Below are 14,728 nucleotides of genomic sequence, written 5' to 3' on the forward strand. Positions count from 1 at the left end.
TGCCCTTATCCGATGTTCGACAGTTTCAGCAGATGACGCAGATCGTTCAGCAGGTCCTTGCCCTTGACCGTCGGGTCGTAGCGCAGCACCAGATTGCCGTGTGGGTCGATGATCCATAGCTGCGGCGCAGTCTTGTCGCCGGTGGTCTTGCTGAACGTGGTCAGGTCCATGGGGTAGCGTTGCAGTTGCGGGTACTCGCGAGTCAGCTTGGCTTCGTAGTCGGCGCTCAACGGTTGCGCGGCGGCCAGGGCATGGCTGGCGCGGGATGCATCGCGGCCGAGGCCGATCTGGATTTGCCGCGCGAGGTACACTAACTGCTGGCAATCCACCGAGCAATCCTTGGGCGCGGTCACCAGCATCTGCCAGCGATCTTCTTGCGCCTGCACGCCGAGGTCGGCGCGGGTCTGGCCGTTGCCGATCAGTTCGCCGTGATAACTGCGGCCCTCCGGCACCCAGAAATTCAGCTTGTACATGCCGGTGGCGAGGATCATCGGACCCACCACGCCCAGCACAATCAGCAGCAGTTGCAGACGCCCCTTGCGCCGACTCGCCGGCGGTTTCGTCTCAGACATGCTGGGTGGATTCATGGCCGCTCCCATGGTGTTTCTCCTTTGCGTTGTGCCAGCCGAGATAGATAAAAAGGCCGAGCAGGGCGATCGCCATGGCGAACCACTGCACGGCATAAGCGATGTGTTTTTCCGGCCCCATGGCCACCACCGGCCAATCGGCCTGGTAGGACGCTGGCCCGGTTTCTTCACGTAATTCGTAGGCAAAGCCTTCGCGGTTGAGCGCGGTCCAGAGCTTGGCCGGTTCGACCGCGGTCACCAGTTGCGGCCAGGTGGCGGTACTCGGGTCGGCGTGCAATTGGAAGGTGGCGCCGGGGGACACGTAGACCCACGCGTCGAGGCTCAGGGCTTCGGCAGGCGTCTTGAATTGCGGCGGGGTGCGCCGGTCCGGCCATGGCAGCCAGCCGCGATTGACCAATAGCCAGAGCCCGGTTGCTTGATCGTGGAACGGTTGCAGCAACTCGACCCCGACCTTACCGTCGCGCTGACGGTTATCCAGCAACAGGCTGTGCTCGGCGTCGAACTGACCGTGCAGGCGCACCCGGCGAAAGGCTGGATCTTGCGTATTCAGCAGTTCGGAACTGGCCATCGGTTCGGCCGCCCGACGCTCGGCGTAGCTTTGCAGCAGCGCGCTTTTCTCCGCGCCCCGGCTCAATTGCCAGAACCCGAGTGACACCAGCAGCGGCAACAGCAGCGCGACCACGAGGGTCGGCACGATGCCCGGCCGGAAGCGCTTCATGACAGCGCCAGAAAGTCGGTGATCGCGATAGCTATACTCAAATGCATCGCCTTTCCCCCGGAGTCCCACCATGCTCAAAGCAGCCATCGTCCTGATGCTGATTGCCACGGTTGTCAGCCTGTTCAGCGGCCTGTTTTTTCTGGTCAAGGACGACAGCAGCTCGAACCGCCTCGTCATTGCCTTGAGCATTCGTGTTGCCCTGGCCGCCACCACCGTCGGCTTGATCGCCTGGGGCTTTTTCAGCGGCCAACTGGTTTCTCACGCGCCGTGGTAATGCCTCACAGCACGTAGACGAAAACGAACAGCCCGATCCACACCACGTCGACAAAGTGCCAATACCAACTCGCCGCTTCGAAGCCGAACTGGTGCTCGTTATCAAAGTGCCCGCGCATGATCCGCATCAGCATCACGAACAGGATGATGGTGCCGATGGTCACGTGGGCGCCGTGGAAACCGGTGAGCATGAAGAACGTCGCGCCATAGATGCCCGAACCCAGGGTCAGTCCCAGTTCGTGGTAGGCGTGCATGTATTCTTCGGCCTGGAGGGCGAGGAAGCCGCAGCCCAGCAACACGGTGATCGCCAGCCAGATTTTCAGCGCGCCGCGATGGCCTTTCTTCAGCGCATGGTGGGCGATGGTCACGGTGACGCTGGAACTCACCAGCAAAATGGTGTTGATCAGCGGCAGGCCCCAGGGGCTGATGACTTCTTTAGGCGGCGGGAACAGTTTCGGGTCCGGGGTGTGCAGCAGCGGCCAGGTGAACTGGAAGTTCGGCCAGAGCATGTGGGCGATGCCTTTCGGACCTTCGCCGCCCAGCGCCGGGCCGGAGATGTGCCGCACGTAAAACAGTGCACCGAAGAAGGCGATGAAGAACATCACCTCGGAGAAAATGAACCAACTCATGCCCCAGCGGAACGAGCGATCCAGCTGTGGGCTGTACAACCCGGCGCGGCTTTCCTTGATCACCGTGCCGAACCAGCCGAACAGCATGTACGCCAGCAACAGGCCTCCGACGAAAAAGATCAGCGGGCCGTGGGATTCCGGCCGCGCCGCCTTCAGGTCGTTGAACCATGTGGCCAGGCCGAAGACGGTGACCAGCATGCCGACCGTGGCGATGATCGGCCATTTGCTCTGGGCCGGGACGTAATAGTGTTCATGAGTTGCCATTTATTGTTCTCCTTATCGGGCACGCTTAAACGCCTAGCCGCCGGTGCTTGCAGCAACAGCCACGGGCGGATGACGTGCGGTGATATCGAACAGCGTGTAGGACAGCGTCAGGTGCTTCACATCCTTGGGCATGTCACGGTCAACGATGAAACGTACCGGCATCTCGATCCGTTGACCGGGCTGCAGCACTTGCTGGGTAAAGCAGAAACATTCGGTCTTGTGGAAATACGCCGCCGCTTCACTGGGCGCGATACTCGGCACCGCCTGGGCGCTCATCGGGTGGTCGGTGGGGTTGTACGCGACAAAAATCATCTCGTTCACTGCCCCCGGATGCGCCGTCAGCTCATTACCCTTGGGGTAGAACTCCCAGACCATGTCGGCGTTGTTCATCGACAGAAACTGCACCCGCACCTGGCGCGAGGTATCCACCACTTGCTCGCCTTCGTACTGCCCGGCGGTCTTGCCGTTGATGCCGAAAGCCTTGCACATCACGTCGTAGATCGGCACCAGGGCAAACCCGAAGACAAACATCGCGACCACCACGAGCAGCAGGCGGGTGACCAGTTTTTTCAGCGAGATTGAGTCAGCCATGGCATTGACCCTCCACCGAGTACCCTGTGGGAGCGAGCCTGCTCGCGAAGCGGACACCGAGGTTTAGCAGATACACCGCGTCATCGTTCTTCGCGAGCAGGCTCGCTCCCACAGGAGTTGTGGTGTTCATTTCACTTCCGGCGGCGTGGTAAAGGTGTGATACGGCGCCGGTGACGGCACGCTCCACTCCAGGCCTTCGGCCCCTTCCCACGGTTTGGCCGGTGCAGGCGGGCCGCCGCGGATGGTCTTGATCACGATGAACAGGAAGAACAATTGGGTGGTGCCGAACATGAACGCGCCAATCGACGACACCATGTTGAAGTCGGCGAATTGCAGGTTGTAGTCCGGAATCCGTCGCGGCATGCCCGCCAGTCCCACGAAGTGCATCGGGAAGAAGGTCAGGTTCATGCCCACGAACGACAGCCAGAAGTGCAGCTTGCCGAGGGTTTCGTCGTACATGTGGCCGGTCCATTTCGGCAGCCAGTAGTACGCCGAAGCGAAGATCCCGAAGATCGCCCCCGGCACCAGCACGTAGTGGAAATGCGCGACCACGAAGTAAGTGTCCTGGTACTGGAAGTCCGCCGGCGCAATGGCCAGCATCAGTCCCGAGAAACCGCCGATGGAGAACAGGATCACGAACGCCACGGCGAACAGCATCGGCGTTTCGAAGGTCAGCGAGCCTTGCCACATGGTGCTCGCCCAGTTGAACACTTTCACCCCGGTGGGCACCGCGATCAGCAGCGTGGCGTACATGAAGAACAGCTCGCCCACCAGCGGAATGCCGACCACGAACATATGGTGCGCCCAGACGATAAACGACAGGAACGCGATGCTCGCCGTGGCGTAGACCATCGAGGTGTAGCCGAACAGCGGCTTGCGCGAGAACGTCGGAATGATCGAGCTGACGGCGCCGAAGGCCGGCAGGATCATGATGTACACCTCGGGGTGGCCGAAGAACCAGAACACATGCTGGAACAACACCGGGTCACCGCCACCGGCGGCGCTGAAGAAACTGGTGCCGAAGTGGATGTCCATCAGCATCATCGTCACGCACCCGGCCAGTACCGGCATCACCGCGATCAGCAGGAATGCGGTGATCAGCCAGGTCCAGACGAACAGCGGCATCTTCATCAGCGTCATGCCGGGCGCGCGCAGGTTGAGGATGGTGGCGATCACGTTGATCGCGCCCATGATCGAGCTGATCCCCATCAAGTGAATGGCGAAGATGAAGAACGTCACGCTTTCCGGGGCGTAGGTCGTTGAGAGTGGGGCGTAGAAGGTCCAGCCGAAGTTCGGGCCGCCACCGGCGGTGAACAGGGTCGAGACCAGCAGGATGAACGCCGCCGGCAACAGCCAGAAGCTGAAATTGTTCATCCGTGGCAGGGCCATGTCCGGCGCGCCGATCATCAACGGGATCATCCAGTTGGCGAGGCCGACAAACGCCGGCATCACCGCACCGAACACCATCACCAGACCGTGCATGGTGGTCATCTGGTTGAAGAACGCCGGTTCGACGATTTGCAGCCCGGGCTGGAACAGCTCGGCGCGAATCACCATGGCGAACGAGCCACCCAGCAGAAACATGGAAAACGCGAACCACAGGTACAGCGTGCCGATGTCTTTGTGGTTGGTGGTCAGCACCCAGCGCATCAGACCCTTGGCGGGGCCGTGGGCGTGGTCGGTGGCATGACCATGATCATCGATGACAGCACTCATGGCCGTTCTCCTGAGAACGAATGGGCTGGGCAGGCCGGGGCGCATTGCCCCGACCGGTTCCTTACGTACGCGATAGACCGGGTCATTTGCTTTCCGCCTGTTTCAGCTCCAGCACTTCTTTAGGCGTGACCATGTCGCCTTTGTTGTTGCCCCAGGCGTTACGTTCATAGGTCACGACCGCTGCGATATCGACTTCCGAAAGCTGCTTGCCGAACGCCGCCATCGCGGTGCCAGGCTTGCCGAAGTACACGCGGTGCAGGTGATCGGCTTTCGGCCCGGTGGCAATCGGCGAGCCCTTGAGCGCCGGGAACATCGGCGGCAAGCCCTGGCCTTCGGCCTGGTGACAGGCCACGCAGGTGGTGTGGTAGATCTTGTCGCCGCGCTCCTTGAGCTCGTCGAGGGTCCATTCCTTGCTGGTCAGCTCTTTGAGTTGCAGGGCTTCAGCCTTGCGCTCGGCCAGCCACTTGTCGTAGTCGGCCTTTTCCTTGACCTCGACCACGATCGGCATGAAGCCGTGATCCTTGCCGCACAACTCGGCGCACTGGCCACGGTAGATGCCGGGCTTGTCGATACGGGTCCAGGCTTCGTTGACGAACCCCGGAATCGCATCACGCTTGACCGCGAAGGCCGGCACCCACCACGAGTGAATCACGTCGGCGGACGTCACCAGGAAGCGCACCTTGGCGCCGATCGGCAGCACCAACGGCTTGTCGACCTCGAGCAAGTAATGTTCGCCCTTGGCTTCCTTGTTGTGGATTTGATCCTGGGGCGTGGCCAGGTTGCTGAAGAATTCAACGTCCTGGCCCAGGTATTTGTAATGCCACTTCCACTGGTAGCCGGTGATCTGGATATCGATATCCGGCTCACTGGCGTCGTACATCTTGATCAGGGTCGCGGTAGCGGGAACCGCCATGGCCACCAGGATGATGAAGGGCACGATGGTCCAGAGGATTTCTACGGTGGTGCTTTCGTGAAATTTGGCGGCCACCTGCCCGGTCGAGCGACGGTGGACCATCATCGACCAGAACATGGCGCCGAAGACGATGATGCCGATGACTACACAGATCCAGAAAATGGTCATGTGCAGGTCGAATACTGCGTGACTGATTTCAGTCGCTCCCGGCGCCATATTCACAGTCCAGGCCGCTTGTGCCTGGCTGAAAATTGACCACAACAGGAGGCCCATCCAGACGTGTGGATGTCGCATCATTGCGGGTTCCCCTTATCGTTCTTGTTATCCCGCCGGCTTTCACCTGCGGCAAGGGAGCGGCTTTTTCAGACTACGAACTTGAATCGCCGAGCCTTGCTGCATATGCAGTCGGGCGTCATCAGCTAACTCCATTCCCACCCGAGTATAGACAGCGACTGCCACCTCGCAATGTGATGGCGTAAATGATCTGAAACAGCTGGGGCTTGCGCTCAAGGCCACGAATGGAGAACGATGCGCGACGAGTGGTGGCAAATCGATATAACTTTGGTGTCTCAAGGATGAAACAATTATGACAAATGCGTCTTAGCAACTTTCATAAGCCAGCTAAGTTATGTCTTCCCTATTTCATTGCCTTTGTTTCCTGGAGTTTTCATGAACACCGCCGCATTGCGCGAGCAGATCCAAAAAGCCCAACAACACGAGGCCGAGACCGGCCTGTTAACTCGCCAACTGGAAACCCAACTGCCGCACCTGCATGCCGCCATCCAATTGCCGGACGTCGACGCCAATGGCGTGATGACCCGGTTCGTGGCCGCTTATATCGAGCAAGTACCGGACCTGTTGGACGCCGCCAATGATGTCGCACGGGAAGCGGGCATCGAATCGCAGATCAAACCGGTGCTGAAAATCGCCGAGCAGTTCTTCCTCCAGCCGCCGGCGATCATGGCCGGGCATATCGGCCTGGACAGCCTGCTGGACGAAGCGTATCTGGCGCATCGGTTGGTTGAAGAGGTCAACGACCTGTACATCAAGCATTTTGGCCAGCCACTGATCCCATTGGACATGACTGTCGCCAACCTGATTGCCCACCAATTGATCGGCGAAGAATTCGCCAACCAGCTGGATGAGGCGGTGCATCACGCCGTGGACGAGATGCTTAACGAAGACAGTTTCGCGCTGGAATCGGTGGAGGCCTACCGCGAGAAACTCAACAGCCCGGACACCGGCGCCGCGTGGAAACGCTGGCCGTGCCTGTCGCGCCAATTGGGCGTAGGTCTGGAGCTGGATCAGCCCGCAGCCTGATTTACGGTAGGAACCTAATCCCTGTGGGAGCGAGCCTGCTCGCGAAAGCGGTGTGTCAGACGACATTAATGTTGAATGATTGACCGCCTTCGCGAGCAAGCCCGCTCCCACATTGGTTTTCCTATCCGGCAGAACCTACGCCGGACGTAGTGCGCAACCGCCCTTCCAACCTGCGCTTCAACCCCCGCGCCTCAATCAGCAGCTTCGAACCCTTGGCCGCATTCGCCCGGCCCCACTCCTCAAGCAACTCCAGACACGAATGGTCGATGTAGCTCAGGTTATTGAGCGGCACATGCACCGTCGCGCCTGCTGGAATGGTGCCCAGCACCTGGGTCAGCGCCGGGACCTTGAGAAAGGTCGCCGCGCCGATCAAGCGCAGTTCCATTTCGCCGTCCTTGGGCAGGTCGATCAGGCTGATTTTCAGTCGCGACGCTTTCCACGCCAGTTTGGCCAGGGTCAGGCCGAAGCCGATCAGTACGCCGGTCAGCAGGTCGGTGAAGATGATCGCCAGGGCGGTCGCCGCGTAGGTGAACATCGGCATCCGGCCATAACGGCCCAGGCCACGAAAGGCTTTGAGGTCGACCAGTTTGAAACCGGTGTAGACCAACACACCCGCGAGGCTCGCCACTGGAATGCTTTGCAGCACGCTGGACAGCAACAGCACGAACGCCAGCAGCCACAGGCCATGGAAGATCGCCGAGTAGCGTGTGGTCGCACCGGCCTGGACGTTGGCCGAACTGCGCACGATCACGCCGGTCATCGGCAATGCACCGAGCAAGCCGCAGAGCATGTTGCCCACACCTTGCGCCGACAATTCCCGGTCGAAGTCCGAACGTTCGCCGCTGTGCATGCGGTCCACGGCGGCGGCCGAGAGCAGGGTTTCGGCGCTGGCGATAAAGGCCACGGCAAACGCGGCGATCAGGATCGTCGGATCGGCCAGGTTCAGCAGGTCCGCCGGTTTCAGCCAGTCGATGGCTTCCGCCAGATTGGCTGGCACTTCCACGCGTTTGACCTGCAAGGCGAGCATCAGGCTGGCGACCGTCGCCAGACCGACACCGAGCAAGGCCCCGGGAACGAATCGCAGGGAATGTGGGCGGAATTTTTCCCACAGCCACATCACCGCAATCGTCGACAGCCCGAGCAAACCAGCCTGCCAGCCAAAGGACGGCAAGGCCTGCACCACGGCGGCCGGGAAGGCTGCGAGGTTATCCAGCCCCGAGGGTTTGGGCACCGCATCGAGCATCACATGCACCTGTGACAGCACGATCAACACACCAATCCCGGCGAGCATGCCGTAGACCACCGCCGGCGCCGTCACCCGGAACCAACAGCCCAATTTGAAACGACCGGCCAGCAGTTGCAGAAAACCCGCCAGCAGCAGGATCGGCCCGAGCATGGCGACGCCATGCTGGCGCACCAACTCGAACACCAACACCGCCAAGCCCGCCGCCGGGCCGCTGACTTGCAGCGGTGAGCCGGCAATCCAGCCCACCACCAAGCCACCGATGATCCCGGTGATCAGGCCTTTGGCCGGCGGCAACCCCGAAGCGATGGCGATGCCCATGCACAAGGGCAGGGCCACGAGGAACACAACCACGGACGCCAGCAGCTCCCGTGGCAGAACAGCTTTTAATTGCGCAGCACGCATAGGGATTCTCCCGAAGTTTTCTTCAGGCGTGAAAAAGCCAGGCTGCTCAAATGGCAGCCTCGGCTAAATCACACTGGGATTTAGGAGGATTTAGAAGCGCGCTTTAGGCGTCGCCACCGGAATCGGATGACTGCCATCCAGGGGCAGGAAACAACCCTGATCAGCGTCATAAGCTCTGATTTCGCTGGTTTCGATGCTGTAGACCCAGCCATGGATAAACAGATGACCGTTGGCCATGCGCGAGGCCACCGATGGATGTGTACGCAGATGCTGCAACTGGGCAATCACATTCTCTTCGGTGAGGATGTGCATGCTTTCGTTTTCGTTAGCGCAATTGCAGTTTTCCTGGACCATGGTTTTCGCCACTTCGGCATGCCGCAGCCAGGCTTTGACCGTGGGCATTTTTTCCAGGCTTTGCGGGTTGAGCACTGCGCGCATGGCGCCGCAATCGGAGTGCCCGCAAATGATGATGTGCTGCACACCGAGGGCCAGTACGGCGTACTCGATGGCGGTGGAAACGCCGCCGTTCATTTGCCCATAAGGTGGCACAACATTGCCGACGTTACGGGTCACGAACAGGTCGCCTGGGGAGCTTTGGGTAATCAGCTCTGGCACGATGCGCGAATCGGCGCAGGTAATGAACATTGCCCTGGGATTCTGGGCCGTGGCGAGTTTCTTGAAGAGCTCTTCCTGCTGCGGAAAGATCTCGTGATGAAAATGCAAAAAGCCGTCAACGATATGCTTCAGCGCTGCATCGGCGGATTCCGCCTCAGGAAGCGCTTGCGCCGACGCAGCCAACGGCTGTTTATCCTTGTCACTCATGATTCATCCTCTTTGACGGAGTGGGGAAAGTTTCCCGTTTTATCCGATATGAAGCCAGTGGCTGTTTAAAAAACGTCCAGGTCGAAAATCCAGACCCGTCAGTCACTCGATGAACAAGGTAACCGTCGAAACTTAACTCAAACTGAATCAACCGCTCTAGAACGTGTGTTCCAGGTCACAAAAAGTGTGACTGGGTAATGGCATCTTGCTTTCTCCGCCACTCAACCTTAGGCCAATTGTCCTCAAATCAAAGACATTTGGCGACCCGGCGGACAGAAGGCGTCGCAATCCAGATTAAACCCTTCACGGCGATTGAGCCCCAGGCGCTTGATGGTTTTGGCAAAACGTTGTGCCAACAGGTCGGCGAACGGTCCTTCACCGCGCATCCGCGCACCAAAGCGGCTGTCGTAGAGTTCGCCGCCACGACTCTGGCGAATCAGGCTCAGCACATGGGCCGCACGTTGCGGGTAGTGGGCGGCCAGCCATTCTTCGAACAGCGGCGCGACTTCCAGGGGCAGGCGCAACATCATATACGCCGCGCTCTGGGCGCCGGCGGCGTGGGCCTCGGTGAGCAGGCTTTCGAGTTCGCTGTCATTGATCATTGGAATCATCGGCGAACACAAGACCCCTACCGGAATTCCGGCCTCGCGCATTACCCGGATCGCCCGCAACCGCGCCTTGGGCGCTGCTGCACGGGGTTCGAGGATGCGCTTGAGCTCATCGTCCAGCGTGGTGAGGCTGATCATCACCGCCACCAGCCGCTGTTCGGCGAGTTCAGCCAGCAGGTCCAGATCGCGCAGGATCAGCGAGCCCTTGGTGATGATGGTCACCGGATGCCGGTAACGCAGCAGCACTTCCAGGGTCTGGCGGGTGATTTTGTGTTCGCGCTCGATCGGCTGATAAGGATCGGTATTGGAGCCCAGGTTGATCGGCGCGCACTGATAGCCGCGTTTGGAGAGTTGTTCCTCCAGGACGTCGGCGGCGTTGGTCTTGGCGATTAGTTTGGTTTCGAAATCCAGGCCCGGCGACATGTCCCAATAAGCGTGGCTGGGCCGTGCGTAGCAATAGATGCAGCCGTGCTCGCAACCGCGATAGGGATTGATCGAACGGTCGAAGGGCAAGTCCGGCGAGTTGTTGCGAGTGATGATGGTCTTCGCCGTCTCGATGCGCACCTCGGTACCTTGGGTGACCGGTGCTTCCTGATACCAGCCGTCATCCTCGGCCACCGAACGGTTCGGGGCGAAGCGGTTGTGCGGATTGGTGGCGGTGCCGCGGCCGCGTGGAGGTAGAGGAGTGGTCATGGAGGCGGTTCCGAATACTGTATTAATACACAGTATTCGCGACCGCCGGGTTTGCCAAGTATCACAGGGCGTTGGCCGCCGAATGGTGGCCGGACGGCGAGCGTGCAATTCGTGGTTACGCCGCTCGCCGCCCAGCCTGGAACGCTTTGCAGACTTAGTCCGCCGGAGCGAACCACGGTGCGATTACATCGTTTTGCACCGTGATGGATTTGAGGTGCGAGTACTGGTTCAGCGTGTCGTGGCAATGCTCGCGACCAATACCGCTTTCCTTGACGCCGCCGAACGGTGCACCGCTGTTGAGGTTGAAGTAGTGGTTGATCCAGACGTTGCCTGCTTCCAGGGCGTCGGCGGTTTTCATCGCATTGCCCAGGTTGGAGGTGTAGATGCCGGAGGCCAGGCCATAACGTACGTCGTTGGCCTGTTCGAGCATGGTGTCGTAGTCGTTCCAGCGAATCACGCTCAGCACCGGGCCGAAGATTTCTTCCTGGGCGATACGCATGTTGTTGGTGGCTTCGAACACCGTTGGCTGGATGAAGTACCCGTGCTCGTGACCTGGAATGACCGCGCGTTGACCGCCGACCAGCAGCTTGGCTTTTTCTGCCTTGCCGATTTCGATGTAGTTGAGCACGCGCTCGCCTTGTTTCTTGTTGATCAAGCCGCTCAGGCGCGTGGCTTCGGACATCGGGTCACCGACTTTCACTCGCGCCACGGCATTGGCCAGCTTGTCGGTGAAATTGGCGTAGATATCGTCATGGATGAACAGCCGCGTGCCGGCCAGGCACGACTGGCCGTTGCAGTACAGGGCAGCGAACAGCACGTTGTCGACCACCGCGTCGATGTCGGCAATGTCCGGGAAGACGATATTCGGGCTCTTGCCGCCCAGTTCCAGTGACACAGGCACCAGGCGTTGCGCGCCGGCGCAGCCGATGATCTTGCCGACTTCCGGGCTGCCGGTGAACGCCAGCTTGGCAACGCCCGGGTGAGCGGTCAGCGCCGAGCCCACTTCTGCGCCGAAGCCTGAGACAACGTTGATCACCCCGGCCGGGAAAATGCTGCCCGCCAGTTCAGCGAATTCCAAGGTAGACAACGAGGCGTTTTCGTCCGGTTTAAGCACCACGGTATTGCCTGCGGCGACGGCTGGCGCCACTTTCAGCGCGACCATGATCGCTGGCACGTTCCACGGGATAATCTGGCCGACGACGCCGATCGGCTCGCGCTTGGCGACCAGGTAGCCGTTGGGCACCGGGCGACCGAACCCTTCGTGGGTCAGGATGGCCCCGGCAAAGTAGCGATATTGCGCGACGGCGATGTGATAGTCGGTGATCACTTCACCGATGCGTCGACCGACGTCGGCGGCGTCAATGGCGGCCAGGCGCGGAGCGGCTTTTTCGAGCTCGTCGGCGAGGCGATTGAGCAGTGCCGAACGCTGTTCGAACGTGGTTTTTTTCCATTCCTTTTGCGCGCGATGTGCGGCACGAACGGCCACGTCGACTTCTACGGCGGTGCAGCGCGCAACGGTGGCCAGATGCTCGCCGGTGGATGCGTTGAGTGCTGGAAAGGTCGCCGCGGTGCTCACGAACTGACCGTCGATGTAAGCGGGGTAATCGTTTTTCAGTGACAGGTTCATTTTTGTTGTCCAGTAGCCACGGGGAGTTGATCGAGACGAGATATTCGACCTCGACCCATCTTCAAATGGACGATGGCTTGGCGATATCAACGACTGGCCACCACTATCAACTGCTGGCCCATATTTCCCCGGAGCATTGCTTCGACGGGCAGAGAGGCGTATTCAGAAAGCTGGTAGAACGTGAGTGCATCGCAGAGTGCACCGGAGCATCCGTGATGAACGTTTCGACGTCTTTGGACAACCCCGTGCAAACACCCGGAGACGGAGCTCCCTTGCTGCTCGACGCGGGAAACATGCCTTCGCAGTCGCTGTTGTTTGCGACCACTGACCTTGGTCAGGCGCGGGATCAGATCAGCCGTATCTACACCTCTTATCGCTATCACACCCGAGGTGCGTGCCGGTTGCCGGCGAGCATGTACAACTTGCCGGGGCAAGCGATTGGCCTGTCGAAATTCGCCTATGGCACCGACATCACCATTGACCCCGAGCCGTTTGATGACTTCGTACTGGTGCTGACCACGCTCAGTGGCCACTCGGCTATCTGCACCCCGTCGATCCATAGCAACGGCGGGATCGGCAGTACGGTGCTGGTCGCACCGGGTGAGCGCTCCAGCTACCACTATGACTCGGCCAACACGCAGTTAGTGACCCGGATAGAGGCGCAACGCATCGTGGAGCTCGCCGGCTCGATGTTCAACCTCAAGGCCTGGGAGTTCCCGCTGATGTCGCAAGTCATCAGTGATCCCCGACAACGCGCGCAATGGCACGCGTCGCTGAATCAGTTGCGGCAGATCCTCGATCCGGCGGTGGGCGCGCAAAGCCGTGCGTTGCTGCTGCCCAGGGCGGAAGAGTTGTTGATTCTGTCGTTGCTCTGCGCGCAGTCCAGCCGACAGTTGTCCGGCACGGCGATGAGCTCCAGCGTCATGCCGGCCTGCCTGAAACGCGCTATCGCCTACATCGAAGAACATGCCGACCAGCCGGTGACGCTGCTGGATGTGGCGCAGGCCGCGCACTGCGGCATTCGCTCGTTGCACCGGGCCTTTCATGAGTGGCGGGGTATCAGCCCGATGCGCTATCTCAAGGAAGTGCGTTTGCGCAATGTGCGCCAGGCGTTGCTCAACCCGTGCGAGGGTGACTGCGTCACCGACCTGGCAATCCGTTGGGGCTTCCTGCACCTGGGGCAATTCTCCGTTGATTACCGACGTGCTTTCGGCGAAAAACCCTCTGAAACCTTCCGCCGCGCCCGCTGACAGCGGTAATGCCGTGGTGTCCATCAGCGCCGCCGCTCCAGTGTATCGGACGGGGCTTCGGCAAAGCATTTGCGGTAGTCCGACGAGAAACGCCCCATGTGATTGAAGCCCCAGCCCATCGCCACCGCGGAGATGTTCTGCCTGACCGGCCCCTCCAGCAACGCCTGGCGCACCGCGTGCAGGCGATAGCGCTTGAGGTAATGCGTGGGGGATATGCCGCAATGCCGGCGAAAGGCTTCGTAGAGCGTGGAGTGCGACACCCCGGAGGCCCGCTCCAGGTCGATCAGTTGCACGTCCTCGCCGGCATTTTCGCGAATGAACTGGCAGGCCCGGCGCAGGTATTGCGGATAGGCCGCTTCGCTGGAGTCGGCCAATTCGGTGGAGTAGTTGTTGGGCTGGGACAGGATCAGGCCTTTGATCAGCGCTCGCTCGATGTCTCGAGTGATCGACACCTCATCGAACAGTCCCCGGTCCAGCCCGGTTTCCTGCATCAGGTACCTGACCATCCGCCACCAGCCGGCGACGGCGCCGTCGCTGGCTGACATGCGCGGCTCGAACACCAGTGGCCGTTGCGCCGGGTGCAGCAGCAGTTCTTCCAGCACTTTGTGCATGGCGTCACGATTGATAGCGACTTGCAACTTGCTGCAATTGCCGGCGATGGTCAGTTCCTGGCGCACCTGCGGCGAGATGATGACACCGTGGTTGACGTCGGACCGCGCCAGCCCGGTCGGCAGTCGCAGCTCCTGCTGGCCTACCAGGGGCAGGCTGATGCTGTAGCAGTTGAGCTGCGCTTCATCGATACCGATCCTCACATCGGTGCCGTATTGAATCCGCCCCAGTACGGTGGACATCGACTTCAGCACGGTAGCGCTGTACTGAAACTGCAAGCGCTGAGGTGCACTGACTTGCAAGTGGTGAGGCCCGCAGATCGTTTCCATCCAGGACTGCGCGCTGCACGGATCGTGATGCACGACCCGCAGGGTATTGACCTGTGCGGGCGGGTCTTGATTAGCAACGTGGCTTTGCATGTTCATCGCATCACCTCTGATGGCGGCTGATTGACTCCCAA

14 protein-coding genes are annotated in these 14,728 nt (G+C 60.3%); 3 read left to right on the forward strand and 11 right to left on the reverse strand.

Annotated elements, in window-relative coordinates:
• Positions 1-5 precede the first annotated feature (5 nt).
• Together ACIQY3_RS27170 and ACIQY3_RS27175 are read right to left on the reverse strand one after the other, a co-directional pair.
• A complete protein-coding gene (locus ACIQY3_RS27170) occupies positions 6-599 on the reverse strand; it encodes a hypothetical protein (protein WP_403025965.1) in 594 nt (197 codons plus the stop codon).
• The gene (locus ACIQY3_RS27175) at positions 565-1,305 is read right to left on the reverse strand and encodes an SURF1 family protein (RefSeq protein ID WP_403025967.1); all 741 of its coding nucleotides are present in this window, start codon (positions 1,303-1,305) and stop codon (positions 565-567) included. The genes ACIQY3_RS27170 and ACIQY3_RS27175 overlap by 35 nt, the downstream gene beginning before the upstream one ends.
• Before the next feature lie 70 nt (positions 1,306-1,375).
• On the opposite strand from ACIQY3_RS27175, the gene ACIQY3_RS27180 reads away from it, so the two are divergent.
• On the forward strand, positions 1,376-1,579 hold the full coding sequence (locus ACIQY3_RS27180; RefSeq protein ID WP_133835164.1) for a twin transmembrane helix small protein: 204 nt from the start codon (positions 1,376-1,378) through the stop codon (positions 1,577-1,579).
• A gap of 4 nt (positions 1,580-1,583) precedes the next feature.
• On the opposite strand, the gene ACIQY3_RS27185 is transcribed toward ACIQY3_RS27180, so the two are convergent.
• The 4 genes from ACIQY3_RS27185 to coxB all read right to left on the reverse strand — a co-directional run bounded on the left by ACIQY3_RS27185 (position 1,584) and on the right by coxB (position 5,988).
• On the reverse strand, positions 1,584-2,471 hold the full coding sequence (locus tag ACIQY3_RS27185) for a cytochrome c oxidase subunit 3 (RefSeq protein ID WP_403025970.1): 888 nt from the start codon (positions 2,469-2,471) through the stop codon (positions 1,584-1,586).
• 33 nt (positions 2,472-2,504) lie between these two features.
• Positions 2,505-3,062: a cytochrome c oxidase assembly protein gene (locus tag ACIQY3_RS27190; RefSeq protein ID WP_403025972.1), complete on the reverse strand. Its 558-nt coding sequence runs from the start codon at positions 3,060-3,062 to the stop codon at positions 2,505-2,507.
• Positions 3,063-3,188: 126 nt separating this feature from the next.
• Positions 3,189-4,778, reverse strand: a complete 1,590-nt coding sequence (ctaD, locus tag ACIQY3_RS27195; RefSeq protein ID WP_123408478.1) for a cytochrome c oxidase subunit I — start codon at positions 4,776-4,778, stop codon at positions 3,189-3,191.
• Between the two features lie 82 nt (positions 4,779-4,860).
• Entirely contained in the window at positions 4,861-5,988 is a 1,128-nt protein-coding gene (gene coxB, locus ACIQY3_RS27200) for a cytochrome c oxidase subunit II (protein WP_123408477.1), read from the reverse strand.
• A 372-nt stretch (positions 5,989-6,360) separates the two neighbouring features.
• Here coxB and ACIQY3_RS27205 point away from each other — a divergent pair, with 372 nt between their 5' ends.
• Entirely contained in the window at positions 6,361-7,011 is a 651-nt protein-coding gene (locus ACIQY3_RS27205) for a hypothetical protein (protein WP_054617198.1), read from the forward strand.
• 121 nt (positions 7,012-7,132) lie between these two features.
• Here the strand turns inward: ACIQY3_RS27205 and ACIQY3_RS27210 are convergent, their stop codons facing one another.
• From ACIQY3_RS27210 to ACIQY3_RS27225, 4 genes are all read right to left on the reverse strand, one after another.
• A complete protein-coding gene (locus ACIQY3_RS27210; RefSeq protein WP_403025974.1) occupies positions 7,133-8,659 on the reverse strand; it encodes a SulP family inorganic anion transporter in 1,527 nt (508 codons plus the stop codon).
• Positions 8,660-8,749: 90 nt separating this feature from the next.
• Entirely contained in the window at positions 8,750-9,481 is a 732-nt protein-coding gene (locus tag ACIQY3_RS27215; RefSeq protein WP_403025976.1) for a carbonic anhydrase, read from the reverse strand.
• A 242-nt stretch (positions 9,482-9,723) separates the two neighbouring features.
• A complete protein-coding gene (locus ACIQY3_RS27220; protein ID WP_403025978.1) occupies positions 9,724-10,782 on the reverse strand; it encodes a PA0069 family radical SAM protein in 1,059 nt (352 codons plus the stop codon).
• 154 nt (positions 10,783-10,936) lie between these two features.
• Positions 10,937-12,409: an aldehyde dehydrogenase family protein gene (locus ACIQY3_RS27225; protein ID WP_403025980.1), complete on the reverse strand. Its 1,473-nt coding sequence runs from the start codon at positions 12,407-12,409 to the stop codon at positions 10,937-10,939.
• A 293-nt stretch (positions 12,410-12,702) separates the two neighbouring features.
• On the opposite strand from ACIQY3_RS27225, the gene ACIQY3_RS27230 reads away from it, so the two are divergent.
• Positions 12,703-13,659 carry a helix-turn-helix domain-containing protein gene (locus ACIQY3_RS27230; protein ID WP_403025982.1) on the forward strand — a complete coding sequence of 319 codons (957 nt, stop codon included), beginning with the start codon at positions 12,703-12,705 and terminating at the stop codon, positions 13,657-13,659.
• Between the two features lie 23 nt (positions 13,660-13,682).
• Here ACIQY3_RS27230 and ACIQY3_RS27235 read toward each other — a convergent pair whose 3' ends face one another.
• Entirely contained in the window at positions 13,683-14,693 is a 1,011-nt protein-coding gene (locus ACIQY3_RS27235; RefSeq protein WP_403025984.1) for an AraC family transcriptional regulator, read from the reverse strand.
• Positions 14,694-14,728: the final 35 nt, after the last annotated feature.

The organism is Pseudomonas sp. NPDC096950 (assembly GCF_044762525.1).
Lineage (GTDB): Bacteria > Pseudomonadota > Gammaproteobacteria > Pseudomonadales > Pseudomonadaceae > Aquipseudomonas.

What these genes read in the sequence shown, in the direction of transcription:
- ACIQY3_RS27170 (WP_403025965.1), bottom strand. Translation starts at nt 599, where the DNA reads ATGGGAGCGGCCATGAATCCACCCAGCATGTCTGAGACGAAACCGCCG.
- ACIQY3_RS27175 (WP_403025967.1), bottom strand. Translation starts at nt 1,305, where the DNA reads ATGAAGCGCTTCCGGCCGGGCATCGTGCCGACCCTCGTGGTCGCGCTG.
- ACIQY3_RS27180 (WP_133835164.1), top strand. Translation starts at nt 1,376, where the DNA reads ATGCTCAAAGCAGCCATCGTCCTGATGCTGATTGCCACGGTTGTCAGC.
- ACIQY3_RS27185 (WP_403025970.1), bottom strand. Translation starts at nt 2,471, where the DNA reads ATGGCAACTCATGAACACTATTACGTCCCGGCCCAGAGCAAATGGCCG.
- ACIQY3_RS27190 (WP_403025972.1), bottom strand. Translation starts at nt 3,062, where the DNA reads ATGGCTGACTCAATCTCGCTGAAAAAACTGGTCACCCGCCTGCTGCTC.
- ctaD (WP_123408478.1), bottom strand. Translation starts at nt 4,778, where the DNA reads ATGAGTGCTGTCATCGATGATCATGGTCATGCCACCGACCACGCCCAC.
- coxB (WP_123408477.1), bottom strand. Translation starts at nt 5,988, where the DNA reads ATGATGCGACATCCACACGTCTGGATGGGCCTCCTGTTGTGGTCAATT.
- ACIQY3_RS27205 (WP_054617198.1), top strand. Translation starts at nt 6,361, where the DNA reads ATGAACACCGCCGCATTGCGCGAGCAGATCCAAAAAGCCCAACAACAC.
- ACIQY3_RS27210 (WP_403025974.1), bottom strand. Translation starts at nt 8,659, where the DNA reads ATGCGTGCTGCGCAATTAAAAGCTGTTCTGCCACGGGAGCTGCTGGCG.
- ACIQY3_RS27215 (WP_403025976.1), bottom strand. Translation starts at nt 9,481, where the DNA reads ATGAGTGACAAGGATAAACAGCCGTTGGCTGCGTCGGCGCAAGCGCTT.
- ACIQY3_RS27220 (WP_403025978.1), bottom strand. Translation starts at nt 10,782, where the DNA reads ATGACCACTCCTCTACCTCCACGCGGCCGCGGCACCGCCACCAATCCG.
- ACIQY3_RS27225 (WP_403025980.1), bottom strand. Translation starts at nt 12,409, where the DNA reads ATGAACCTGTCACTGAAAAACGATTACCCCGCTTACATCGACGGTCAG.
- ACIQY3_RS27230 (WP_403025982.1), top strand. Translation starts at nt 12,703, where the DNA reads ATGCCTTCGCAGTCGCTGTTGTTTGCGACCACTGACCTTGGTCAGGCG.
- ACIQY3_RS27235 (WP_403025984.1), bottom strand. Translation starts at nt 14,693, where the DNA reads ATGAACATGCAAAGCCACGTTGCTAATCAAGACCCGCCCGCACAGGTC.